Annotated in this window: 23 protein-coding genes; 16 read left to right on the top strand and 7 right to left on the bottom strand. The window is 61.5% G+C overall.

Translation table 11 applies throughout. The features are described from left to right. Positions 1-35 precede the first annotated feature (35 nt). The 5 genes from ACLBKT_RS16490 to ACLBKT_RS16510 are packed head-to-tail and all read right to left on the bottom strand — an operon-like array spanning position 36 to position 3,377. Positions 36-1,337, bottom strand: coding sequence for a TrbI/VirB10 family protein (locus ACLBKT_RS16490; protein ID WP_410184074.1), 1,302 nt, complete (start codon positions 1,335-1,337; stop codon positions 36-38). Next, positions 1,334-2,158, bottom strand: coding sequence for a type-F conjugative transfer system secretin TraK (locus tag ACLBKT_RS16495; RefSeq protein WP_410184075.1), 825 nt, complete (start codon positions 2,156-2,158; stop codon positions 1,334-1,336). The genes ACLBKT_RS16490 and ACLBKT_RS16495 overlap by 4 nt, the downstream gene beginning before the upstream one ends. Continuing rightward, positions 2,155-2,733: a type IV conjugative transfer system protein TraE gene (locus tag ACLBKT_RS16500; RefSeq protein WP_410184076.1), complete on the bottom strand. Its 579-nt coding sequence runs from the start codon at positions 2,731-2,733 to the stop codon at positions 2,155-2,157. The genes ACLBKT_RS16495 and ACLBKT_RS16500 overlap by 4 nt, the downstream gene beginning before the upstream one ends. Position 2,734: 1 nt before the next feature. Then, the gene (traL, locus tag ACLBKT_RS16505) at positions 2,735-3,019 is read right to left on the bottom strand and encodes a type IV conjugative transfer system protein TraL (RefSeq protein WP_067399765.1); all 285 of its coding nucleotides are present in this window, start codon (positions 3,017-3,019) and stop codon (positions 2,735-2,737) included. A gap of 34 nt (positions 3,020-3,053) precedes the next feature. Further along, a complete protein-coding gene (locus ACLBKT_RS16510) occupies positions 3,054-3,377 on the bottom strand; it encodes a hypothetical protein (protein ID WP_410184077.1) in 324 nt (107 codons plus the stop codon). 404 nt (positions 3,378-3,781) lie between these two features. On the opposite strand from ACLBKT_RS16510, the gene ACLBKT_RS16515 reads away from it, so the two are divergent. The 6 genes from ACLBKT_RS16515 (at position 3,782) to ACLBKT_RS16540 (ending at position 9,393) form a co-directional block, all read left to right on the top strand. Further along, the gene (locus ACLBKT_RS16515) at positions 3,782-4,270 is read left to right on the top strand and encodes a transcriptional regulator (RefSeq protein WP_066526121.1); all 489 of its coding nucleotides are present in this window, start codon (positions 3,782-3,784) and stop codon (positions 4,268-4,270) included. Between the two features lie 128 nt (positions 4,271-4,398). Continuing rightward, positions 4,399-5,601: an AAA family ATPase gene (locus ACLBKT_RS16520; protein ID WP_410184078.1), complete on the top strand. Its 1,203-nt coding sequence runs from the start codon at positions 4,399-4,401 to the stop codon at positions 5,599-5,601. 80 nt (positions 5,602-5,681) lie between these two features. Beyond that, positions 5,682-6,737: a ParB/RepB/Spo0J family partition protein gene (locus ACLBKT_RS16525; RefSeq protein WP_410184079.1), complete on the top strand. Its 1,056-nt coding sequence runs from the start codon at positions 5,682-5,684 to the stop codon at positions 6,735-6,737. Between the two features lie 118 nt (positions 6,738-6,855). Further along, positions 6,856-8,091 carry a replication initiator protein A gene (locus tag ACLBKT_RS16530; RefSeq protein WP_410184080.1) on the top strand — a complete coding sequence of 412 codons (1,236 nt, stop codon included), beginning with the start codon at positions 6,856-6,858 and terminating at the stop codon, positions 8,089-8,091. A 639-nt stretch (positions 8,092-8,730) separates the two neighbouring features. Beyond that, positions 8,731-8,997, top strand: a complete 267-nt coding sequence (locus ACLBKT_RS16535; RefSeq protein WP_410184081.1) for a WGR domain-containing protein — start codon at positions 8,731-8,733, stop codon at positions 8,995-8,997. Between the two features lie 120 nt (positions 8,998-9,117). Then, positions 9,118-9,393 (top strand): hypothetical protein, encoded by a 276-nt coding sequence (locus ACLBKT_RS16540; protein WP_410184082.1) that lies wholly within the window; start codon positions 9,118-9,120, stop codon positions 9,391-9,393. Here ACLBKT_RS16540 and ACLBKT_RS16545 read toward each other — a convergent pair. After that, positions 9,360-10,244, bottom strand: coding sequence for a lytic transglycosylase domain-containing protein (locus ACLBKT_RS16545; RefSeq protein WP_410184083.1), 885 nt, complete (start codon positions 10,242-10,244; stop codon positions 9,360-9,362). The genes ACLBKT_RS16540 and ACLBKT_RS16545 overlap by 34 nt on opposite strands. A 340-nt stretch (positions 10,245-10,584) precedes the next feature. Here ACLBKT_RS16545 and ACLBKT_RS16550 point away from each other — a divergent pair, with 340 nt between their 5' ends. The 8 genes from ACLBKT_RS16550 to ACLBKT_RS16585 all read left to right on the top strand — a co-directional run bounded on the left by ACLBKT_RS16550 (position 10,585) and on the right by ACLBKT_RS16585 (position 20,805). Continuing rightward, a complete protein-coding gene (locus tag ACLBKT_RS16550) occupies positions 10,585-11,238 on the top strand; it encodes a toprim domain-containing protein (RefSeq protein WP_410184084.1) in 654 nt (217 codons plus the stop codon). A 64-nt stretch (positions 11,239-11,302) separates the two neighbouring features. Continuing rightward, entirely contained in the window at positions 11,303-15,529 is a 4,227-nt protein-coding gene (locus ACLBKT_RS16555) for a strawberry notch-like NTP hydrolase domain-containing protein (protein WP_410184085.1), read from the top strand. Between the two features lie 91 nt (positions 15,530-15,620). Further along, complete coding sequence (locus ACLBKT_RS16560; protein ID WP_410184086.1) at positions 15,621-17,666, top strand: ParB/RepB/Spo0J family partition protein; 2,046 nt, start codon at positions 15,621-15,623, stop codon at positions 17,664-17,666. A gap of 102 nt (positions 17,667-17,768) precedes the next feature. Further along, complete coding sequence (locus ACLBKT_RS16565; RefSeq protein WP_410184087.1) at positions 17,769-18,740, top strand: ArdC family protein; 972 nt, start codon at positions 17,769-17,771, stop codon at positions 18,738-18,740. Positions 18,741-18,784: 44 nt separating this feature from the next. Next, positions 18,785-19,435 carry a hypothetical protein gene (locus ACLBKT_RS16570; RefSeq protein ID WP_410184088.1) on the top strand — a complete coding sequence of 217 codons (651 nt, stop codon included), beginning with the start codon at positions 18,785-18,787 and terminating at the stop codon, positions 19,433-19,435. 41 nt (positions 19,436-19,476) lie between these two features. Further along, positions 19,477-20,124 (top strand): DUF6927 domain-containing protein, encoded by a 648-nt coding sequence (locus ACLBKT_RS16575; protein WP_410184089.1) that lies wholly within the window; start codon positions 19,477-19,479, stop codon positions 20,122-20,124. 7 nt (positions 20,125-20,131) lie between these two features. Further along, positions 20,132-20,344: a hypothetical protein gene (locus ACLBKT_RS16580; RefSeq protein WP_081096809.1), complete on the top strand. Its 213-nt coding sequence runs from the start codon at positions 20,132-20,134 to the stop codon at positions 20,342-20,344. Positions 20,345-20,418: 74 nt separating this feature from the next. After that, positions 20,419-20,805 carry a thermonuclease family protein gene (locus ACLBKT_RS16585; RefSeq protein ID WP_410184090.1) on the top strand — a complete coding sequence of 129 codons (387 nt, stop codon included), beginning with the start codon at positions 20,419-20,421 and terminating at the stop codon, positions 20,803-20,805. Here ACLBKT_RS16585 and ACLBKT_RS16590 read toward each other — a convergent pair. Continuing rightward, on the bottom strand, positions 20,795-21,280 hold the full coding sequence (locus ACLBKT_RS16590) for a hypothetical protein (protein WP_410184091.1): 486 nt from the start codon (positions 21,278-21,280) through the stop codon (positions 20,795-20,797). The two genes, ACLBKT_RS16585 and ACLBKT_RS16590, sit on opposite strands and share 11 nt — an antisense overlap. A gap of 280 nt (positions 21,281-21,560) precedes the next feature. On the opposite strand from ACLBKT_RS16590, the gene ACLBKT_RS16595 reads away from it, so the two are divergent. Next, the gene (locus ACLBKT_RS16595) at positions 21,561-22,655 is read left to right on the top strand and encodes a hypothetical protein (RefSeq protein ID WP_410184092.1); all 1,095 of its coding nucleotides are present in this window, start codon (positions 21,561-21,563) and stop codon (positions 22,653-22,655) included. A gap of 129 nt (positions 22,656-22,784) precedes the next feature. Next, positions 22,785-23,262 (top strand): DUF7007 domain-containing protein (locus ACLBKT_RS16600; protein WP_410184093.1); only part of this gene is annotated, 478 nt, incomplete at its 3' end.

The raw sequence follows: 23,262 nt of genomic DNA on the forward strand, positions 1-23,262 counted from the left end.
AATAAACTCCTTCTCTCCGCGCGGCGCGGGCGTGCTCAGTTCTGGATGAAGACGCCTTCGAGGAAGACGATCTCGACCTCGATGCCGGTCGGCATTTCGATGACCGGCTGATATTGCTCAGCGCGCTCGATCAGATATTGCGAGAGGGTGTTACCCGCGTTCGCTGCGCCGCCGCCGATCGCCTGAATGCCGACATCGGAAGCGGACGGAAGCACAGGATCCTGTGCGATACGCGGGATCTGATTGGCACCCTGGAAGGCGTTGCCAACACCACTGACGAGCCCCGCGAAAAAGGCTTGCGTAGCCAGCCCACCCTCGCGGCTGACCACCCTCCCCCGCACGCCGGTCTTGCCGCCAAAGCTGATGAAGCCCTTGACGTCAGAGACAGCGTAGCGACCGTTGGCCTGAGGGCAGGTCATGCGCTGGAGCTTCACATAAACCTTTTCGCTCGAGAGATCACCACGCGCCGCGCCGTTGACCAGACAGCCCTCGATCTTGGTCGTGAGCAGCTTGCCATCCCGGTAGACCGACCGTGCCGGCCCGGTGATTCGAAGGACGACCGGCAAGGGATCGGTCTGCGAATTGACGCCCGCCGAAGCATCGACCCCGACGATGACGCGCGCCTTGGCGATCGAGTTGGGGGGAAGATAGTTGGGGCTGTCGGTGTAGCTCGTGGAACCGCCGCTGATCCGTGTCGCGGTGCCCGATGGCCCGCCTTCGAAGGCGACGAGCTTGATGGAACGTGGGCTGTAAGGTGAGCCGGCAACGGCAGCAGCTGCTGCTGCACCTGCTCCACCCTGTGGAGCGCCCCGCCCTGCTGCTGCGCCGTTCGGACCATACATACCTTGCGGCGGCATCGGCGCCGCCGCTCGCTGGGCGAGTTGCTGTCGCAGCTGGTCATTCTCAGTCTGATAGGCGCTGACGACCCGCTGACCGTCGGTCGCCATTGCCTGGTTCTCGGCTTGGAGTGCCGCGATCTGGGCCTGCAGTGCATCAAGCCGCTGGTCCTGACCCTCAACGCCGCGCAGCTGGTTCTCGATCCCTTGAATCTGCGCTTCGGACTGCGCCTGCCATTCCTGCTGGCCGAGGTTTCTGTTGACCATGTCATCAGTCGAAACCTTGATCTCCTGACCGTTAGCGACTTGCGCAGCTTCCTCGCCAGCATCGCCGCCAAAAATGTAGGCTGAGCCAGCCACCAAAGCGACGAGACCCGCGCCGGTCATCAGCATCATCTGCTTCTTCCTGACCGCGTCATTCGTGCCGAATTCCTCGACGTCGACCGTATCATCCGCATCGAGCTGCTTGGGCTTGCGCTTGAAGGGGTTGGTGAAGTTCATGGACGTCCTCCCACGGAGCTGGCCGCGATCTGGCCCGATGGCGTGATGATGTAAGCGGTGGTCACCTCGTCGGCGCCAAGTTCGTGTCTGGCGACGCTCACCGCGACGGCACTGCTCGGCGCGATGGTCTGCTCGTTGAGAACGGCAGTCGCCTTGCCGGTGTTCTCGATCCTGAGGACACGGCCGACGAGGGTGAGGCCGCGATATTCAGTGATCATCTGGACCTTGAGCGGGCCCACCATGACCGGACGCATCGAGCCCTGGCGGATCTCGAACCCGTCCATGCCCTGCCCCTGATACATCGCCTGGATCAGCGACGCCGAGGTTTCCTCGGGCGACATCGCACGCGCGAGCTCGGCGGGCTCTTCGCCAAGGATATCGCGGTTCTCGACGAACACTTGATGAGCGCGCTCGCCCTCAAGACGGCAGGCAAATTTGTAGACGAAACCCTTAGCAGTGGTCCCGAAGAACGAGACTTCATCCTTCGTGAAACCCTCGGGCACAGAGATGTAGATGTCGCCGCGGGTCGGCTCGTTCACGACGGTGAAGTCATCGGTCTCATTGCCGGTGGTCAGCTTCGACACGCTCGCGAAGCGATCATCCTTGAGACTGACGCGCGTCAGGCCAGACTTCGATACGGTGCAGGCCACCTCGCTGTTGTCGGTCGCGAGCAGCGTCTCGTCTGCAAGAGCGGGTGAAGCGATCAGGAGAGCCCCTGCGACCAGAAGGCCTGCGCCAATCGTTCGGCTGCTGAGGCAGAGCGGACGGGCAGCAAGGGCCGTCCCGCTTGCAAAGAGGCCGATTGCATAAGGCGTGATCATGCCTCTTCCCCTTGTTCTTGGCCTTCGGCCTTGGAGATCATGCCGAAACCGACCAACTGCAGAGACAACCCGGAATACTTCCAGGTGAAGCGAAAGCGCTTGTGTTCGGCAGTGACAGCCTTCGAACCGACGACTGTATGGAGCGTGCCGGATACTTCGGAGGTCAGGGTATCGGGATCGACGCGGATCGCACCGATCGTGAAGTACTGGCTGATGCTCGAATTGCCCTGCTCCTTTACGACCTTCATGAGGTCGCGCTTCAGTGCCCCGTGGGCCTCGGGCGCGGCGATCTCGAGGATCGTCTCCATCCAGTAATTGAGATTCTCAGGGCTGCGGTTGAGCGCAATGAGCGCGGTGTCGCGCGTCACCATCTCGAGATATTCCTTCGAGACGCCGCTCGACGATACCGTCAGCGGGCTGCGCAGGACCGGTTGGAGAACGATCTCGCGGTCGCGTGTGAACCCGAAGATCAGGAGCAGGACAAGCAGGCCTGCCAGCGTCAGCGAGGTGATTCCCAGCATGTTGCGCTGCTTGAGCACCCGCTGCGATTGCGCCAGTCCGTAGGAATGATCCATGTCAGCCCACCATCATGCGAAGATGGGAAGGCGGCGTCGCCTTGAGACCGGTGAAGCTCGACGGCAGGTACCAGTAGGCCATGTGGAACACCCACGATGTGGCGCGACCGGCTTTGAGTTTACGAAACCCCCACCATCCAAACACCGCCAGCACCAGTCCGATCACGACGTGCTGCGTCAGAATGCCCCAGATGAACGGAACCGCCATCGCGAGGAATTCATCCAGCGTCCAGAACCCGATGAGTTCTGGATCGTCGAGATGCGAAGGAATGCTGTACCGATCCATTTGCTTACCGCCCTCCCCTTGGTTGCACGCCGCCTCAGATCGTCGCGGTGACGGTCGAGGTGACGATCGGCACGCCGGTGCCGGCGCCGACGCCGACGGCGACGGGAACCGCGACCTGGGCGAGGCTGAAGCGACCCGAACCGAGCGCAACGAGGCCGCCGGCAAGGCTCATGACGGTGATGATGCGACCGCCCGAACCTTCGAGGAAGTTCGTGAAGGTGGTCAGCGCGGTGTTGAAGGTGGTGTCAGCACCGGCGTACGCGGCACTGATGGTCAGGAGGGTGACGATAGCGAACACCGCCAGCGCCATGAGGATCGTGTTCGGCGACAGACCCTGCTTCATCGAGAGTGCATTCATTGCAGTTCCCCGTTCCACGGCCCCGCGGGATTGCGGAACCTAGGCGAGGAAACGGGAATCCGGCCTATGCTTCAAGAATTATGTCTTCGACTATCACTCAGCTCACCGCAACTTGTCACTTCGTTTGCCGCATGCATGAATGAATTTCTCGTATTTATGAATTATTTTCCGACATCATGGAATTTTGTTCCTATGTAGACGAGCAATTTTCCAGAGCGATCAATACGCATTGTGCATCATAGGAAAAATTTTCCCCTCCAGCCCTGAAACTGAATGACATTTCTGCATCAGAGGGTGAGAGCACCGCCGCACGACGCTGATCTGCGCGAACCTCATCCCAAAGATTAATACTTGACAATGTGCCTAGGCTCTAAGTTAATATTTGACTGAGGGGTCGGAAATTTATGCAGAATATCCTTAACGAAGAAAGCAGGGCCGCTCGTTTCGAGCAGTACCGGATCGTCCTAACCGAGGCGTGGCGGCGCAACGGGATGACCAACCGGGAGGTAGCCCTTGCGACTGGCAAGGGAATGAGCCTCGTCAGCAAGGTCAAGAATGGCCGGGCCAACATATGTTCGAGCTTTCGCCACCAGCTAATTGATCTTTTCGAGATGGACAGAGCACGGCTGTTCATTGCGATCGAGGTGGCGGGGGACGGCATGCTGTACTTCGACCCCACCTTCAAGCAAGTATGCTATGCGTCGATGAGCTTCGTACGGGAGCTTCTGACGTTGACGAGAGACGATGTTTCGCCGGAGCAAAGAGCACTTTTTGCAGCGTTCTCCGAGCAAACAATCAGCACAGTCGCAGGCCAAGCCGGTTCAAATGTCACAGAGCGATTTGCTGCAATCATCCCAGCCCTGACCCGCCTTGTTGAAGTGCCGAGAGCTTAGGATCACGAATGTTCCAGGGGTTCAGTCGACGCGCCAATCACGCACTTTGAAGGTTCGCCAACGCCAGCTTGCCGATTTGAAGGTTTTCATTTATTCAAAAGCCACAAAACCTTCAAGGACACCTCTGGATGGCATATTCAGATTCAATTGTAACCCAGATTGGCGATCTCGCGGAGGCGGGCGAACGAATGATCGAGAGGCTGCGGCGGAAGGCTTTTCTGCCTGACAGCCGCAAAGGTCTGAACGTCCGGTTTGGAATTGCTGAGACCGCGCAACTGCTCGGCTGTTCGACCAACAGGATCCGGATGGCCGAAGAGGATGGTAGACTCCCTCCACCTCCCTCGAGCGAAAATGGAAGGCGTCTGGGGTACTCGATCGAAGACATACTCCACATGCGGCAGGTGCTGGACGCAAGCCCCGCCCGCGGCCCTAAAGACACTCCAGCGATGATTGCCGTTCAGAACTTCAAGGGCGGCGTCGGGAAATCGACCGTAACCACCCATCTGGCGCATTATTTCGCGGTTCAGGGCTACCGCGTCCTCGTTGTTGATTGCGACAGTCAGGCCACGACCACAACCCTGTTCGGGTTCAATCCGCACTTTAACATCACACGAGAAGAGACCCTTTACCCCTATCTTTCCATCGACCCAACCCAAGCGGACCTCCTCTATGCGGTCAAGAATACACCGTGGCCAAATGTCGACCTGATTCCTTCAAACCTCGAGCTGTTTGACGTCGAGTACGAACTCGCTGCCTCCGGCGCAGACGGCCAGAGCGTCCTTGCAGCTCGGTTCCGCAAATTGAAACAGGGCCTGATCGATCTTGCACGAGACTATGACGTCGTCATTCTCGACCCACCTCCCGCACTCGGCACGATCTCGCTTGCGGTGATGCAGGCGGCGAACTCCCTGCTGGTACCCCTTGCGGCCACCACCCCGGACTTCTGCTCGACAGTCCAATTCCTCTCAATGATGGATCAAGTGATTGGTCAATTGGTCGAAGCTGGCGTGGCGGTAGAGTACAACTTTGTCCGCCTCCTATGTTCGAAGTTCGACAGCGGCGATCCAAGCCATGAGATGGTGCGAGCCATAATGGAGCAGAGCTTTGGCCCCGCCCTTCTGCCTGTCCCCATTCTGGAGAGCGCTGAAATCAGCCACGCTGCTCTGCGTATGATGACGATATACGAGCTGGAGAAGCCAATCGGTACTACGAGGACGCACAAGCGATGCCGGTCCAACCTCGACGAAGCCCTCGGGCAGGTCGAGCAACTTGTAAGACAAGGCTGGGGCCGGACCCAGAACATTGACGAAAGCCTTCTCGTCAATGGCTGAAGCGACCACCCTGCTTGAATCGAGATTACGGGCTCAAATGAGCGGCGCGCCTCCTCTGGCGGCACACTGAGAGGCCAACGATGGCAAAGAAGCAAAAGGACTATCTGACCGCATTGCTGGCAGATGAGATCGAGGGCCGGGAGACAGGCCCGACAGAGAGCGAGTCTGAAGGCACCCCTGCGCTGCGTGCAGACCGATCACGCAGAAATTCATTGCTCGGGCGCGAAAGCGCCCTCGCCCGGGTCGCCAGTGGCGAGGTTAGGCAGGTTACGCAGCTTGCACTAGACCCTGCACGCGTTCGTCCGTGGACGGGGAATGCGCGTTCCTACAGCCACCTCAATGAAGACAATTGCCGCGAGCTGATTGACGCGATCATCGCCGAAGGAGGTCAGAAAGTACCCGCCGTCGTTCGCCGAATTGAGGGCGATCCGGAGTTTGAATTCGAGGTCATCGCAGGCACGCGGCGACATTGGTCAATTTCCTGGCTTCGCCAGAACTCCTATCCCGATTTGAAATTTCTCGCGCAGGTTGCCGACCTCGACGATGAGGCCGCTTTCCGTCTCGCCGACATCGAGAACCGCGCCCGCAAGGACGTTTCTGACCTCGAGAGAGCTCGCAACTATGCAGCCGCACTGAAGACCCATTACGGCAACCATCAGTCGCGGATGGCAGAACGACTTAAGCTGTCTCAGAGCTGGCTGTCGAAAATGATCAAGGTCGCGACTATCCCCGACTCCGTTGTAGCGGCTTTCGCATCTCCAGCTGACGTCCAGCTGAAGCCAGCCTACCCCCTCGCCCAGGCTTTCAGTGATCCGAAAAAGGCTGCATTGATCCAGAAGGCCGCCAAGGACCTGGCTACCAAACAGGCGCAGCTCCGCAATGAGGGAAAGCCTCCCATCCCTGCGCCGGACGTCATCAAGGCACTACTCACCACAGAGCAAGCGTCCGCCAAAGACCGAGAAATTGTGCTGAACGGGGCGCATGACCGGCCCGCAGTCAGCCTGCAGCGAACAAATCGGCAGGGCGTGACGTTGCGCCTTCATTCTGGGCACGGCCTCTCCGATGACGAACTGCTGGCCAAGATCAAACTGCTGCTAGAAACCCTTGCCGCAGATGGTGGAGGGCTTCAAAGATGAACGCCCCCCTGCCCCTGCCGATCAGCACCCCATGGATCAATGATTATTCCCCGGGGAATAATGGCGTCTCGAATTATTTCCCGGGGAATAATTTGTGCAGGGAAAGTGAGGCGGTGCGATGACGCAGGCACTGAGGAAGAGTGTTCCCGAGCAATTCGATCTCTTCTTGCCCTACCTGGCGGACATGCCGCTGCGCGACCAACGCGAGATGATGGAGCGCCCTTTTTTCTCGCTCGCCAAGCGCAAGAGAACCAAGCCCATCGAATACACCGCCCCGGATGGCAAACTCTGGGTCCATGTCAGCGCCAACCCCGACTACGGCATGGCGACAATATGGGATGCGGACATCCTTATCTATTGCGCCAGCCAGCTCGCCGACATGTCTCGACGAGGAGTGAACGATGTGCCGCGCAAGCTCCACATCATGCCCTATGATCTGCTTCGTGCAATCGGAAGGCCTACCACAGGCCGCGCTTATGAGCTTCTCGGGCAAGCTCTTGACCGCCTGGTGTCGACAACAATCAAGACAAACATCCGCGCCGAAAACCGCCGTGAAGCAACATTCAGCTGGCTCGATGGCTGGACCCAGCTTGTCGACGAGAAGACCGAACGAAGCCGGGGGATGACGCTTGAGCTGTCGAACTGGTTTTGGGAAGGCGTCATGATGAAGGGCGGAGTGCTGAGCATTGACCGCGCATACTTCGATATCACGGGCGGCCGTGAGCGATGGCTTTACCGCGTGGCTCGCAAGCATGCCGGCGGCGCCGGCCAAGCAGGATTTGCGATCTCCATGCCCGTTCTGTTCGAGAAGTCAGGTGCAGAGGGTGAGTATCGCCGCTTCAAATTCGAGATACTCAAGCTCGCCGAAAAGAATGTCTTGCCGGGCTATCGGCTTGTCGTTGAGGAAGGGAAGGGGGCTGAGCCACTTCTCAGAATGATCCGTCTCACAGAGATAACCAGTAGCGCACAGGACGAAACTGAGCTCGAAAGTGAGGCAGTCTCTGTGCAAGAGACAGTCGAGGTCGATACGGCCAGCGCAGTGGCATTGGACGGCCAAGGATCCGAGGCAAATGCTCCTCCCAATGAAGAAGCCCCGCTCTTTTTTGATGCCCGCCACCTTGTGCGATCCGCTGTAGCAGGCCTTTCCGACAGGGCCACTCGCGGGGTCATGACCGACGAAACGATCGGATATCTGCGCGAGAAATGTCCAGGGTGGGACCTCTATGCGCTCCATGCGGAATTCGAGGCTTGGGTGAACGCTGACCCAGCACGGACGCCTGCGAGCTGGCAGAAGGCCTTCATCGGTTGGGTTAAGCGCCATCACGAGAAGCACAAACACGAGCTGCGCAGATAACCAACCCGTGTGTGAATACCCTTAGAATCGGACGCCACTGAGTGGCGAAGGCTCCTTGCGTGAGCGCCCATGCCTGCGATGCGTTCCAAATGTGTCGTGTCGATCAAGGGCGCATGCGCTCGAATGGTAACGCCAAGGCAGGATTGAAGCTCTTCTCCCGAACTCGCCTCGATAATGATTCAATTTGTCTCGCACCTGACCCTCATAAGACCGGATTTCGACACTTTAGGAACAGTCTTTCCACAACCATCGACACTTCAGGAACCAAGACACGGTCTTTCGGGAACAGACATTCGGAACATCGGGAACACATCGCCGACACTTTGGGAACCGTATGTCAGAGATTCCCAAGAGAATCCCACGAGTCGCGCCCCGGTAGAGCAGCCTTAACTGATCTAACTTGGATATAACTGGTCTAACCAACCGGAAGCTTACAGCTTTTTTTGATCAGTATGATGACCGCTCTCTGACAGATACCGCTGCTCACGATGGTCGCTGTGGAATAAGCAGGGCTGACGGGCGCGGGTCGGCACGAGCCTCGTCGCATAGCCAGGAGCGATCGTTTCTGTGAATCACAGGCTGCCCAGTGATTCAGAATTCCAATTGGACCCTGCGATGATCGGTCTGGCAGCATAAGGCATGGAAAGACCTTACGATCAGTCATGGCACTGGCAGGCAATTGACCCCTCACGGAACATTGCTCGCAATTATCAACTCTGGGTCGCCACTGACTTGTTCGGATGGACAACAGTCGAGCGACGTTGGGGACGGATAGGCACGAAGGGGAAGGGCGCTACGGCCTCGTTTGAGAACAGGGGCGATGCGGAAATGGCTGCTAGGCGCATTCGTCTGCGGCGAAGGAGCTCCCTTCGTCGCATCGGAATCGGCTATCACGAACTCGATTGATGGCTCGGTCGGCGGGCGATCTCGACCATCAACCTTAAAAGCATTCGACCCTCAGTGATTTCCGGCATACCAGAAGCTGAGTTCGTGTTAGCCTGTGAAAAAATTCAGGAGGCTTTGCGCATGCCTATCGCGACCTACAATGCCTGGGTTGCTCTCTACACCGGCGTCGGGCTTATCGTCGCGCTCTGCGCTGTGCTGGCTGCTGTGAAAACCATCTATGACCTTCGCCTGGGCTTGCTGGTGCTCGAATTCAGCGACTGGAGAGGGCGGGTCTTCGCCGTACCGAAACTATGGTGGCGCTGGCAGATCAATTATCTCTCAGGCACGCCAGTGATCCTGCTGACGGCGATCCTGTTCGCGCATCATCTAGGATTTGCCACACTCGGTGATGTGTAATCAGCCACTGACGCCCTTTGGGCACGGCCAACCGTCGGAAAAGTGGAGGGCCCAGCGAAACGGGTCAAGCCGCGCTGCTCTGCGTTGGCCCAGGCTGCGGTGATTGTGCGAACATAGTCGATCGTTTCTCGGATGCGCGGGATGCTCCGCGTCGCTCGGACCCTCCCGGGCCCTGCATTATACGCTGCCAACGCGAGGTCATATCGGCCAAACTCTTCAATCTGCATCCGGAGATAGCGCGCGCCTCCTCGCAAATTTTGAACGACGTCCCACGGATCGGTCACTCCAAGCTCCCGCGCGGTGCCCGGCATCAGTTGGGCGAGGCCGATAGCTCCCTTGGGCGAACGGGCAAGGACCTGATACCGGCTCTCCTGCCAGATTAGTGCGTCGAACAGGGCCACCGGAATCTTCTCTTGGCAGGCGATAGCTGCGATCAACGGAAAATGCTGCAGCCGTCGCCGCTCAGTTGCCGCAGGAAGATCATTTCGAGGTCTATACTGGGCATCTCCGCAGCCACCCATAGACATCGGTGAAAGGAAGAGTGCGGGCAGGACGGTTGACGGTGCACGGCCGCTCTGCATCCATTGAGGAACAGCGATGGCTGTCGCTGGAGGGGCAGTATCACTTCGATGCCCCGCGACAATCCCGGTAAAGTCGGCGGCAAGCGTCGTTGTCAGATCGGGCTCCTCACGGATAATCGTTTGATCAACCGGATTTCTCTCCGGGCCAACATGGATGACAAAGCTCAGGGGCGGGGCGCCACCGAATTCTATAAGCTCGACCTCCTGCGCCGTAGCCGCAGAATGAAGCGCTGCGATGAACAGGCTCCCGATTATGGAACGAAAATGCATGATCTTACTCCTGCAAAGGACCGACCATCCCTCGCTAACACTCAGAGTCAATTGAGAAAAATATTCCGCCTTGCGTTGCTTGGCCGTCCAACGTCTGATCCGGGACAAAGGAAAGGGGGGGGAGGGGAGGGAGAACTCAATAGGAATTGCTATGCCCCTTATTGCCAAACCCCCTTCACAGCGACTGGTCGATATCGTTGGAGCCCTTGGCGGCCGCTGGTCGGGGTACAGCGCCATGTGCCGATGCCCTGCCCATGCAGATCAAACTCCCAGCTTATCGCTGAGGCAGGGAAACCACGACATCCTTGTCCATTGCTTTGCCGGATGTGATCCAGCTGACGTGTTGCGGGAGCTCGCATTCGTCGTGCCAGACAAGATGTACGTTTTCCCGGACGGCCCCGCACGGCCATTCGACTCCACAGCGATCGCGCGCAACCTGTGGTCGCAAGGCCGCGAACTCGCGAACACATGGGCCGAGGCCTATTGTCGATATCGCGGTATTTTCGAGCAACACGAAGACCTGCGTTATCATCCCCGGTGTCCACGAGGTAGAAAGCCCGATACCGTGTTCGAGCCCGCCTTGCTCGTCGGGGTCCGCCAAGGCCGGGACATCATGGCGGTCCAGCGGATCTACCTCAACCGGGAAGGGAAGGGCTACCGCTCCAAGCTCATGATCGGAAACCCGCAAGCCGGCAGCTGGCAGGGCCGTCGACCCGGCAAGGTGCTGGCACTTGCGGAGGGCTTCGAGACCGCCGCCCGTTTTGCAGAACTTCACGGAATCCCGACCTGGTCCTCGCTCGGAGCAGAGAGGCTCGATCTCGTGCGCCTTCCTCAGGGGATCGAGGAGTTGATCATTGCCGAAGACAATGATGCCGAAGGGCGCCGAGCGAGCATCAAGGCCACCGATGCCCACGCCCGCGAAGGGCTGACGATCCGGCGCATGGCACCGCCCGCAGGTTACGCTGACTGGGGAGCGGTCCCGAGGCCTCAATAGAGGGGAGGGGGAGGGGAAGGGTTGGCTTGTCCGTGATGAGGCGAGCCGAACCCAGGAGACCTCCATGACAGACCTGTTCGAAGCGGCCGCACAGCGGCGCACGCCCGCACAACTTGCCGCCCGCGCACTCAGCATTCTCATCGACAATGGCACCACCCTCACGCGCGCGATGATGAACGCAACGATGACCAGCGCCTTTGGCGCCGGCGATGCAAGCGGCCGATGGACCCAGCGGGACAGTTTCGAGGTGCTCGAACACGCACTTGCGCTGAGCCTCACGTCTCGCAGGAGCGCAGCATTCAGCAGGGACGATCTCGACAAAGCGATGGAGATCGCATCGCGGCTGCCCACTCAGACCGTTCGAAGCGAGGAACAGATCGACTGGCAACAATTCTCAACGCCCGTTGACCTTGCTGCTGTCGCCGTCATGTTGGCCAATGCTCAGGCCGACGACGTCGTGTTGGATCCGAGCGCGGGTAATGGGCTGCTGGTCGCGCAGCTTCCCGCGGTTGCGGCGCTTCAGCTCAACGAACTCAACGGCGCTCGCCGCGCGCGCCTCGCGGACACCTTCCCCGCCGCCACCATCACTGGTCACGACGGCGCGGCGATCGCCAGCACGCTTGGCGCCAAGACCAGGCCTTCGCTCATCCTCATGAACCCCCCGTTTTCGCGTTCACTCGGACGCGGTGCAGATCACCTTGCTGCCGTCCGCCACCTTGCGGCCGCGATCACCCATCTGCGCGCCGGCGGGCGCATCGTCGCAATCATGCCAGACTGGTTCTCCCGCTCGGCCAAAATGCGCGACATATTCGAAAACACGCTGAAGCCCGTCACGGTTCGCAACTCTATCCGCTTGGAGCAGGCCTATACCAAGCATGGCACCACTATCGCAGTCAGGCTCTACGTCCTCGACAAGATTCCGGGCACGCGATCTCATACCACCTTGCAGCGCGTCGATGTGGCTGGGCTGGCAGCCAATCTCGAAATTGCGCCACGCGCAGCCGTCGCCGAAAAGCAGACCAAACCTGCCGCACCTGGAAAGGCCATCTCGCTGTTCGGAGCGACACGCAACGCAAAGCCCGCGGCACCCCGCACCTTCCGCGCACCGGCGCGCAACAACGTCCTCCCAGTGGGCTACAAGGCGCTCGAGACACCAGCGCCGCTCCTGGAACAGGCCGGGGTCTATCTTCCCTATCGGCCGAGCCGGGTAATCTTTGACACCGCTGGAGAGCACCCCACTGCACTCGTCGAATCGGTTGCGATGGGTTCGATCCCTGCGCCGATCCCGCAGCACATCCCGCAACTGCCGGAACGCACGGTCTCCGAACGCCTGCTGTCAGCGTCACAGCTCGAAACCGTGGTCTACGCAGGTCATGCCTGGGGACAGTGGCTTCCCGGCAAATTCAAGCCCGATCCCGAAGGCGTGGGCCTACTGATCGACGAGGAAGGCGCATCCTACCGCAAGGGCTTCTTCCTTGGCGACGGCACCGGGGCAGGGAAGGGGAGACAGGTCGCCGCCACAATTCTCGACAATTGGCTCCAAGGCCGCCGCCGGGCGATCTGGATCTCGAAGAACGAGCCGCTGCTCGACGATGCCCGCCGTGACTGGGCGGCCCTTGGCGGGCTCGCTGCCGATGTCCAGTCGCTCTCGCGATGGAAGATCCATGAGCCGCTGACCCTCGATGAGGGCGTGCTGTTCGTGAGCTATCCGACGCTGCGCTCGGCACGCGGCGATCACAGCCGTCTTGAACAGCTCATCCGCTGGGCGGGTGAAGAGTTCGACGGTGTCATCGCCTTCGACGAGGCTCACGAGATGGGCGGGGTTGCAGGCGGGGAGGGCGCCATGGGGACCAAGAAGGGCTCGCAGCAAGGCATAGCCGGGGTTCTCCTCCAGAACCGCCTTCCCAAGGCCAGGGTGCTCTACGCCTCGGCCACAGGGGCCTCCGAGGTCAACAACCTTGCCTATGCCGTCAGGCTCGGCCTCTGGGGCCCCGAGACTGCCTTCGCCTCGCGCGAGGCCTTCATCACCGAGATCCGCGCCGGCGGCATTGCTGCCATGGAGCTGGTCGCACGCGACCTCAAGGCGACCGGCCTCTACATGGCGCGTGCGCTCAGCTTCGCCGGGGTCGAATACGACATCCTGCGCCACGAGCTGACGCCCGAACAGATTGCCGTTTATGACACCTATGCCGATGCCTGGGCGATCATTCATCGCAACCTTGAAGCAGCGCTCGAACTGACCGGTATCGTCGACGACCTAGAGGGCAAGACGCTCAACTCCGGGGCAAAGGCCGCAGCGCGGTCCCGGTTCGAATCCTGCAAGCAGCGGTTCTTCGGCCAGGTGCTCCTGTCGATGAAGCTGCCGACCATCATCAGCGCGGTCGAGCAACACCTGAGCGAAGGCAAATCGGTGGTGCTGCAGCTGGTGACGACGGCTGAATCGATCCTCAACCGGAGGCTGGGCGAGCTCTCGGCCGAGGAACGCGCCGAGCTTGATATCGAGCTGTCCCCGCTCGAATACTGCCTTGACTATCTCACTCGCGCATTTCCGACCCGCCAGATGGAGGTCTATACCGACGACACCGGCGAGCAGCATTCGCGCCCCATGAGTGACGAGCATGGCAATCCGGTGACAAACCCGCAGGCCGAGGCTGCCCGGGCGGAACTCATCGAACACATCTGCGCTCTTCCGCCCATCAAAGCCGCGCTCGATGCTCTTCTTGAGCGGTTCGGCCATGACAACGTCGCCGAGGTGACCGGCCGATCGAAGCGGATCATACCGGCTGCTGGCGGCCAGCAGAAGCTCGAAACACGCACCGTGCGCTCGGCCCAAGCCGATGCAGCAGCCTTCATGGACGGGACCAAGCGCATCCTCATCTTCTCCGATGCGGGCGGCACGGGACGTTCCTACCACGCGAGCCTTGATGTCCCCAACCAGCAGCAGCGCGTCCACCTGCTGCTGGAGCCGGGCTGGAGGGCCGATCGCGCCATTCAGGGGCTCGGGCGTACCCATCGCACGCATCAGGCCTCAGCGCCCCTGTTTCGGCCTGTCACGACCGACTGCAAGGGCGAGCTGAGGTTCACCTCGACCATCGCGCGCCGCCTCGACAGCCTTGGGGCGCTCACCCGCGGTCAGCGGCAAACCGGAGGACAGAACCTGTTCGACCCGGCCGACAACCTCGAAAGCGAGTACGCCAAGGCCGCGCTCGTGACCTGGTTCCATCTGCTCGTCGCGGGCAAACTCACCAGCACCACACTGGCCGATTTTGAGGAGCGGACCGGTCTTGCGCTTCTCGACGCAGACGGGGTCATCAAGGAGGACCTGCCGCCGATCCAGCGTTGGCTCAACCGGCTTCTGGCACTTCCTATCGGGCACCAGAACGTCATCTTCGATGAATTCCTCGCGCTTGTCGAAACCCGGGTAGCGGCCGCCCGCGATGCCGGCACCCTCGATATCGGCGTCGAAACGATGCAGGTCGAGACCGCGACCATACTCGAGGACACGCTGCTGCGCACCGATCCCGTGAGCGGCGCGACCTCGCACCTGCTGACGATCGAAGTGGCGAGGCGGCGCAATCCTGTGACGCTCGAGCGGGTGCTCAAGCTTGCTTCCGCCGACAACACCGCAGTCCTTCTGCGCAACGGCCGTTCCGGCAAGGTTGCGCTCAGGACGAAAGCCCGCTCCGGCATGACCGAAGAGGGCACGCCGGTCCCGCGTGTCGAACTGCTCCGCCCAACGAGGCGCGAATTCCTTCGCGAGCATGACCTCTTTGAAACCGCGTGGGAGCCTTGCGACCAGTCGGTCTTCGCGGCGGCCTGGTCGGCCGAGGCCGAGGAAGCGGCTCAAACCGTCGATACTGAGATCATCCGTATCGCGACCGGCCTCCTGTTGCCGATCTGGTCGGCGCTTCCTTCCGATCATCTGGCGGTCAACCGGATCGTCGATGCCGAAGGCAAATCCTGGCTCGGGCGCATGGTGTTTCCCGAGCATGTCGGGAAACTGGTGAAGGATCTCGGCGTCGAGACACCGGCCCCACTCAGCCCGTCAGAGACCCTCCGGGCGGTCCAGGCCGGTGGATCCATCGCGCTGGTGCGCCCTGTCCCCTGCGAACTCAAGCGCTCGAGAGTGAACGGATCGTGGCGGATTGAAATCACCGGCGCACCCGCCAGCCAGCTTGTCTGGTTCAAGTCACTCGGGTGCTTCACTGAGGTGATCCAATACAAGACGCGGCTGTTTGTGCCGACCGAGAAGGCTGAAGCCATCATCACCGCTCTCATCGGTGCCCCATAGGAAACATAGACCCCTGAAGAGGAAAGGGGAGGGGGAGTGGATGGGGTGGATCCGGGGAGGTTTTCGCCGGGCCACATCCAGGAGAATGACGATGGAACAGATGATTGCCCTTTCGAAACTGCGCCACTCGGACAGCAATGTCCGCAAGTCTGGCCGCACCGATATCCCCCAGCTCGCCGGTGATATCGAGGCGCGCGGTCTGCTGCAGAACCTGTGTGTCACTGCACTGAAGAAGCCCCGCGGGCACTACGCTGTTTTCGCCGGTGGCCGCCGTTTCGAGGCCCTGCAACTGCTCGCCGCAGAAGGCCGCATCGACAAGGACATGGAAGTGTCCTGCAAGGTCCTTGAAGGCGATGATGCCGCGCTTTCGGAAGCCTCGCTTGCCGAGAACTTCCAGCGCGTCAACATGACCCCGACCGATGAATGCCGCGCCTTCCAGCACTTCATCGGTGAAGGCTGCGACCTCGATGCCGTCGCCAAGCGCTTCGGTGTCACCCGCCGTTTCGTCGAAGGGCGTCTCCGGCTCGCGGGCCTTGCCGATCCTGTTTTCGAGGCACTCGCCGAAGGTCGCATCACTCTCGACATGGCCAAGGCCTATGCCACCACCGGCGATCAGGCCAAGCAGACCCGGGTGTTCGAGCAGTACGGCAACTACAGCTACACCACGCCGGATCAGGTGCGCCGTGCGATCGCCGGTGACGCGCTGAAGGCAACCGACCCGATTGCTCAGCTCGTCGGAGAGGATGCCTATGTTGCCGCAGGGGGCACGATCGAGCGCGAACTCTTCAGCGAGAACGGTGACCGCTGGTCCGATCCCGAGATCGCGCAGGGGCTGGCGGCAGCTATCATGGAAGCCGAGGCCAAGCGCCTTGGCGAAGAGCAGGGCCTTGCTTGGGTCCGGCCGGTGGCTTCGGCGCACATCTACAACGCGACCGACGGGCTCTACCGCGTCAATCTTCCCAAGCAGCCGATGTCCGAGGCCGAGGAGGCCCGGGCGGATGCCATCCAGACCCGGATGGAAGAGATCGGCGACGAGCTCGACAGCGGCGAGCTCGACGACGAGGCCGGCAGCGCGCTCGAGGCCGAATACGACAAGCTCGAAGACGAGTGGAACGAACTTCAGCGTCGGCCGACGATCCTGCCCGACGACCTCAAGGGCCAGATCGGCACGTTCCTGACCCTCGCCTCGGACGGCAAGATGGTGCTGGAGACGACGTACTTCAGCGAAACCCCGATGCGCGATCCGGGCGACGACCGCGGGACTTCGGGCAGCACCGGGGCAACGGGCAAGGCACCGCCGCCCGAGAAGATCGCGCCGGGTGGCAAGCCGCTGAGCGCTCGGCTTTCCGATGAACTCGCGATGCAGCGCAGGGACATCCTTGCGGCCGCCTTGCTCGCCGATCCGGCACTCGCGCTCGACTATGCGCTGTTCGCCATGATCGATGGGAACCGCGGGTACGAGCGCTACGGGACCACGATGAAGGCGGCGCGCCCGAATGACCCGGTCATCGGGAAGGATTGCGAACCGACCCCGGCCCGCATTGCCATCGAACAGGCACGCGATGCGCTCGATACGGCCTGGACCGAGGCCGGCGACGTGGTCGCACGTTTCGAGGGCTTTCGCGCGCTCGATGACGCACGCAAGGCCGCTTGGCTCGCGCTGATGGTGGCCGGATCGATCGAAGCAAAGCCCGACTATTCGGACACGACGAACCCGCTTCACGCGCGTCTCGCCGGCATCCTCCACATTGAGCCTGCGCAATGGTGGCGCCCCACGTCTACCAACTTCTTTGACCGCGTCTCGAAGGGGACGCTGCTCGCGCTCCTCACCGAGATCGGCGGGGAGGTGCTGGCGGCACGCTATGCGGCCTCGAAGAAGCCTGAAGTCTCGGCCGCCTGCGAGAAGCTGTTCGCCGGTGAAGCCATTACCGAACCCGCGATCAAGGACGCTGCGCTGGCATGGGTGCCCGATGCGATGCGGTTCGACATCGCCCGTGCGGCGGTGATTGACGAAGACGAGGACGATTGCAGCGACGCCCACGAGGATCCCGAAGATGATCCTGCCGAGGACTGCGGCGACGATCAGAACGACTTCGAGGTCGAGCACCCCGACGAAACGCTCGAAGCCGCCGAATAACGCTCTCTCCTGGGCGTCCCTGCGGGCAGCTCGGCTTCGGCCGGGCTGCCCCTTTTTTCGTCATAGCCCGTCACTCGGGCCAGTCCGACAAAGGATTACATCATGGCAAAGACCTTCTCGCGCCGGACAGCCGGCAAAGGAGCCCGCCGCGACATCGCCGCCGAAATCACCACCCTCATTCTTTCCAAGCTCGAGCAGGGCGTCATGCCCTGGGTGAGGCCTTGGAATGCCACTCAAGGCGGGGGGAGGCCGCTTCGCCATTGCGGCACGGCCTATACGGGCATCAACACGCTCTTCCTGTGGGCCATGGGAGACGCCATGGGCTACAGCAGCCGCTACTGGATGACCTACCGGCAGGCCGAAGCCCTTGGCGGGCAGGTGCGCAAGGGCGAGACCTCGTCCCTCAGCGTCTACTACTCGCAGATCAGCAAGACCGAGCAGGACAGGGTGACCGGAGAGGATCAGACCCGCGCCATCCGGTTTCTCAAGGCCTACAACGTGTTCAATGCCGATCAGATCGACGGTCTGCCTGCCCACTACTATCCAGACCTCGCGCCGCCTGAAGATCGACCCGAATCCGTACACCGCACCGCGATCGACGCCTTCTTCGCAACCCTGCCAATCGACATTCGGCATGGGGGTAACGCTGCGTTCTTTTCGCCTGCCGGCGACTACATCCAGATGCCGCCGCGCGAAGCGTTCCATTCCGACGATCACTATGCGAGCACGCTCGGGCACGAGGCCGTTCACTGGTCTGGCGGCAAGACACGGCTCGAGCGGACCTTCGGCAAACGCTTCGGCGACAAGGCTTATGCCTTCGAAGAACTGGTCGCCTCCATCGGTCAGTGCCTGATCTGTGCCGATCTCGGCCTGCCCGGTGAGCTCCATGACAATCATGCGAGCTACATCAGCCACTGGCTCGAGATCCTGAAGGGCGATTCCTCCGCGATCATTCATGCCGCGGCCAAGGCCGAACAGGCCTTCAGCTACCTCAAGGCATTCGGCTGCAGCGCCGCGAGCGAGCGGCCTGAGGTCCTGTCTGAGGACACACCGGCGCTGAAGCGCGCGGCATAGAGGGGAGGGGGAAGGGGGCAGGCGTCCAATCAAGGAGACTTCGGATGCCTGCCACCCCCCACCTCGACCTGCCCTTTCGCTTTCAGCGTGCGCTGCAACCCGATGGCTTGCGGGTCATGCAGACTTGCAGCGCCGCCCTCAACGATGCCATGGGCGATGCCCGGCGCGCCGGGCACGACCCCGAAACCGACCCGGCTGTCCTCCTGCTTGGACGACACCTGGGCCGCGTGGCCGCCGGCGAGTCCCCCGAGGCGATCCATCCCGAGGATGAGGCGCTGCGTACGGCGTGCGAACAGCGGATTGCGGAGCTGCGATCTGCCCCCATTCTGGTCCCGCTTGTACAGCGCGGGCTTGACTGCGATCCCGATCTCATCCGGGTCTACAGATCTTCCGCGCGCGAAGCCTTGCGCTACCTCGCCCAGACGCTGTGTCTCGACCCTGCTGACTACAGCATCGAGCAAGAGCCGCATTTCACGGCCGAAAACCCCGCGATCAGCCTGTTTGCCAGGAGCTTCTGCGTCACCATCGACCCTTGCCGGATAAACCCCGGACGGGAGATCGGATGGGTCAGAACCCATGGACGCAATGGGCCATGGGCAGGCCGGCAGCTGCGCGGTCCCATCGACCTCATGAACAATATCGCCCGATTTGCCGCGACCCTGCGACGCGACTGCAATCTCAACCAGCCCGCCTGAAGCGGGCACAGCCGAAGGAATTTCTCATGGGATGGCTCTCAATGCCGCTGTCGAGCATGCACCCCCACAAGACACCCAAGGAGTATCTCGATGCGCAGTTCACCTTCGAGCATCCCTATGACGCTGAAGGCAAGCGGATCGAAGCCGGGCCAGCTCACCCGCTCCCTGATGGCGCTTCCACCCGCGGCCTGCGCGTGATCGCTTCGTCCTGTCTGCGCAATAAGGTCTGGTATGCGGCCATCGCGCACGTCGAAAACGGCAAGATCGGGACCGTCTTCGCAGCAGTCGTGCTCGTGCGATGGAATCCGCGTGCCAGCGACGGCTACGTGTTCGCTTACAAGGACATGGACGAAACTGCGGGTCCGTTCGAATGTGAGTGCCCTGAGCGCATCCTGCGGCTGCTGGACCCGACCGACAATCATTCGGCTCTGGTCTGGCGCCGCCGCTGCATCCGCAATCTCATGCGAGGATCGCGCAAGCTCGAGGACGGGATGCAAATCCGACTGCCGTCGAAAATCCGCTTCACCGATGGCTATGAAGGCGATGTGTTTTTCATCCGCAAGCGAGGCCGCAAAACCACGCTCGCACTTACCGCCGACGGACCTCCCTGCTACCAGATCAGCAACCTTGCGCGCAGGGAATTCACGATCATCCCCCAAACCCGCGTGCACAAGACACTGTTCGGATAGACCGGCCATGAGCAACCAAACCTTACACGAGGAGCACGTCATCAGCCTGCGGCGGCTCGAACTCTGCAGCCGTGAAAACGCCCACCGGGTCGCCAACCGCTTGTTCGAGCTCAAGCGCCGACCGGTCGCGGTGATCCGAACCGGAAACCCGATGAAGCCGTTCCACGTGACCGACGAGGCCACGCAAGGGGACCATGTCGAAGTGGAACTACGTGCATGAGGACCCCCCGACGCGCCATTGCGGCCATGCTTTGCGGGCACCTCGCAGCCGCGAACACCGGATGCGCGGACCAAATGCAGCTTCCACCTTCAGAGTCCGTCAGCAACTGCACTGTCACTGATGGCGACACGCTGCGCTGCGGCGAGGAGCGCATCCGCTTGCTCGCGATCGACGCACCGGAGAAACCCGGTCAGTGCCGCGCCGGACGCACCTGTGCCCCAGGGGACCCCTTTGCCAGCGAGCGAAGCCTGCGCGTCGCCACAAAGCCTACCATGACCATTCGCCGCGTCGACGCCGACCGCTTCGGCCGCACGCTCGCGCTGATGGAGGCCGAGGGCAAAGACCTCTCCTGCCATCAGCTTGAAAACGCAGCAGCGATCTACAACCCCAATTGGGATACGGGCGGCTATGTCTTCGCCCTGTGCGGCGAAGCCGCAGCGCGGCGCTCGCTCACGCGCTAAGCTGAGGATCGAGATACCACGAAGGCCCCTGATCGAAATCACGCGCCACTGTCACCAGCGGGCCGTCAGGCTCGGCCGCTACGTATGGCCGAACTTGCGGCATGACCGGTGCGCGCCGCTTGAAAAGCTTGCCTGCAACGCGGCCGCGCGCCTCAAGCAGGCTTTCCAGCCAATCGAGATCTTCGAGCATCTGGACGATGCCGCGACCGGCAAGGATGAAATAAAGGCATCGCTGATAGTCGTCGCAGGCATTGCCAAGGATCATCGACAGCTTCAGCTTGCCGCCCGGATGACCATCGTGAATCCATTCGATGGCCTCGCGCAGCTCTACTGCCGCATAGTAGGCGTCGTTGACTTCGGTGCCGATTGCGGCTGCCGCCAGCATTCTCCGGGTCGGCCGATTGGCCGGATCGAGGCTCGCATCGCGCAATCCGAGATCGAGATCGAAGCGGCCGACAAAGCTTCCAGTGGTCATGACAATCATCTCCTAGAACGTGAACATACCGTGAACGCTCTAGACCGTCAAACCCAAATGCAATAGGTTAGCCATCATGTGGCTCGTCCCTCGACATTCGAGAGGCCTCACTCTCAGAACGCCGGTTCCGGACGCTGTCCGCGAAGCGCTCGTACGCTGGTATCAGGGGGAGGGGAGCGAAGCCGATCACCGGGCAAGTGTCACGATGGTGACGAAGGCCCGAGCGCATGGACAGCGGATCGCCTGCAGCTGCACGGGCGATACCGAACCGCCCCCGCTCATGTCCGCTTCATACCTGTCAGAGGCAGAAACCTATTACCTGCGCCGCCTGACCAGCAAGCGCCAGCGCCGCCCCGAGCACGCAGCTGATTGTCCATTTTTCCGCGAGCAGGCTCCCCAGCGCTTGCGCGAGAAACGCTCGGCCGAGGCTCCCGTGATCGATGTGCCCGAAGGCCTGTTCATCGCCCACCGCCTTGCGCCTGAAAAGCTGGCCGAAGCGCCCACGGACAGCGAACCCGACGACCGCAGCCGCGGCGTCACCATTCCGCGCCTCGCGCGGCTGCTGTGGCAGTTGATGGATATGGCCCACGTCAACGAGGTTCATCCCCTGCCAGCAAGCAGCGGACGAAACATGACGATGGCCTCGGAGTTTGCGCGCTTGCGACATGCGGCGACGCGGCTCGAAATCGCGCCCGGCATCCCCCTTTCCGCGCACCTTTACACGCATATCGATCCCTTCGAGCGCAAGGCCGTCTTCGCCCGTCTGCGCAAGGCCGCCAGGACATGGCCCGAAGGACTCGCGCCGCAGGCATTCCTTGCGCTGTATGCCAACGACATTTCGGGAACGACGCTGTTCCTCGGACAGGGCAAGGAGCTCGAGCTCAAAACCCGGGTGCAATATTCAGGATCGCTGATCGGGCCGCCCTACCTAGTCCTGGTGGTGGTGGGCGAGCACAATCCGCGCGACGGCTATGCTGCGCTCCGCGCGTTCGCCCAGCCACTCGCCCGAACTTCCGCCTTCGTCCCCGTCCACAATGCCCATGAGCGCAAGGTGGCCTGCGAACTGCTCGACCTGCAGTACCATCTGCGAAAGCGCGGGATTGCCCTTGGCTTCAAGCGGCCACTGTTCGACCTGCCCTCGAAAGTCGGCACGGTGCGCCCCGACTTCATTCTCGACATCCACGATTCCACGACTGGCGAACTCATAGAAACGGCGCTTGAAGTCATCGCCAAGGACGATCCCGACTACCTTGCCGCAAAGCGCCATCAGCTGGCGCTTCTGAACAAGGCCGGACGGGTCATCACCGCACGCGCCGCGACAATCGAATCCCATGGGACGGGCGCGATCCTCAAGGCCAATCTCGCCATCGGCTGAGCGCAATCGCATCCCGAAAACCCACCACGCTTGCCGGCATATCCGGGGCACCGCCCACCGCCCCATGACAACCTCCAGGCTGCGAAAGGGGAGGGGGAGGAATTGGTCAGATCCTTGAGGAGATGACCGATGCCCAAATTCAGCATGACCGAAACGCCGCGGGAGACCCTCTGGGGCGCGCCGCAGACCGCAACGCAGCTGCTGCCCGGTATCTGGGAAGTTCACACAGCCAGCCATGGCGGCATGATCCTGTCGGACGAACGTCAGGCAGCCATGCCGGCAGCGCTGCGCCTCGATAGCACGTCCTATGAGGAAGACGTTGACTGGGCGCTTGTCGTCCTCGGCTTCGCCGCCGAGTTCGCAAGCCTGCCAACCAAGGGTTTCGATCTCCTCGTTCAGAACGCCCGCGCAAGCGTGAAAGCATGGCACCCCGATCGCTATGCGGATCACACGGGCGAGGCCGTCGAAACCAGTGACAGCCCCATCCTGCGCCGCCGACAGGCGCTCACCGATATGATCGGTCAGTATGTCGTCATCAGCGCCTCGGGTGACTGGGCGGACTGGGTCCCGCAGGGCCAAGTCGGCGTCGTTGCCCGGCGTGTCGCCC

This window comes from Erythrobacter sp. W302b, from assembly GCF_046452395.1.
Lineage (GTDB): Bacteria > Pseudomonadota > Alphaproteobacteria > Sphingomonadales > Sphingomonadaceae > Erythrobacter.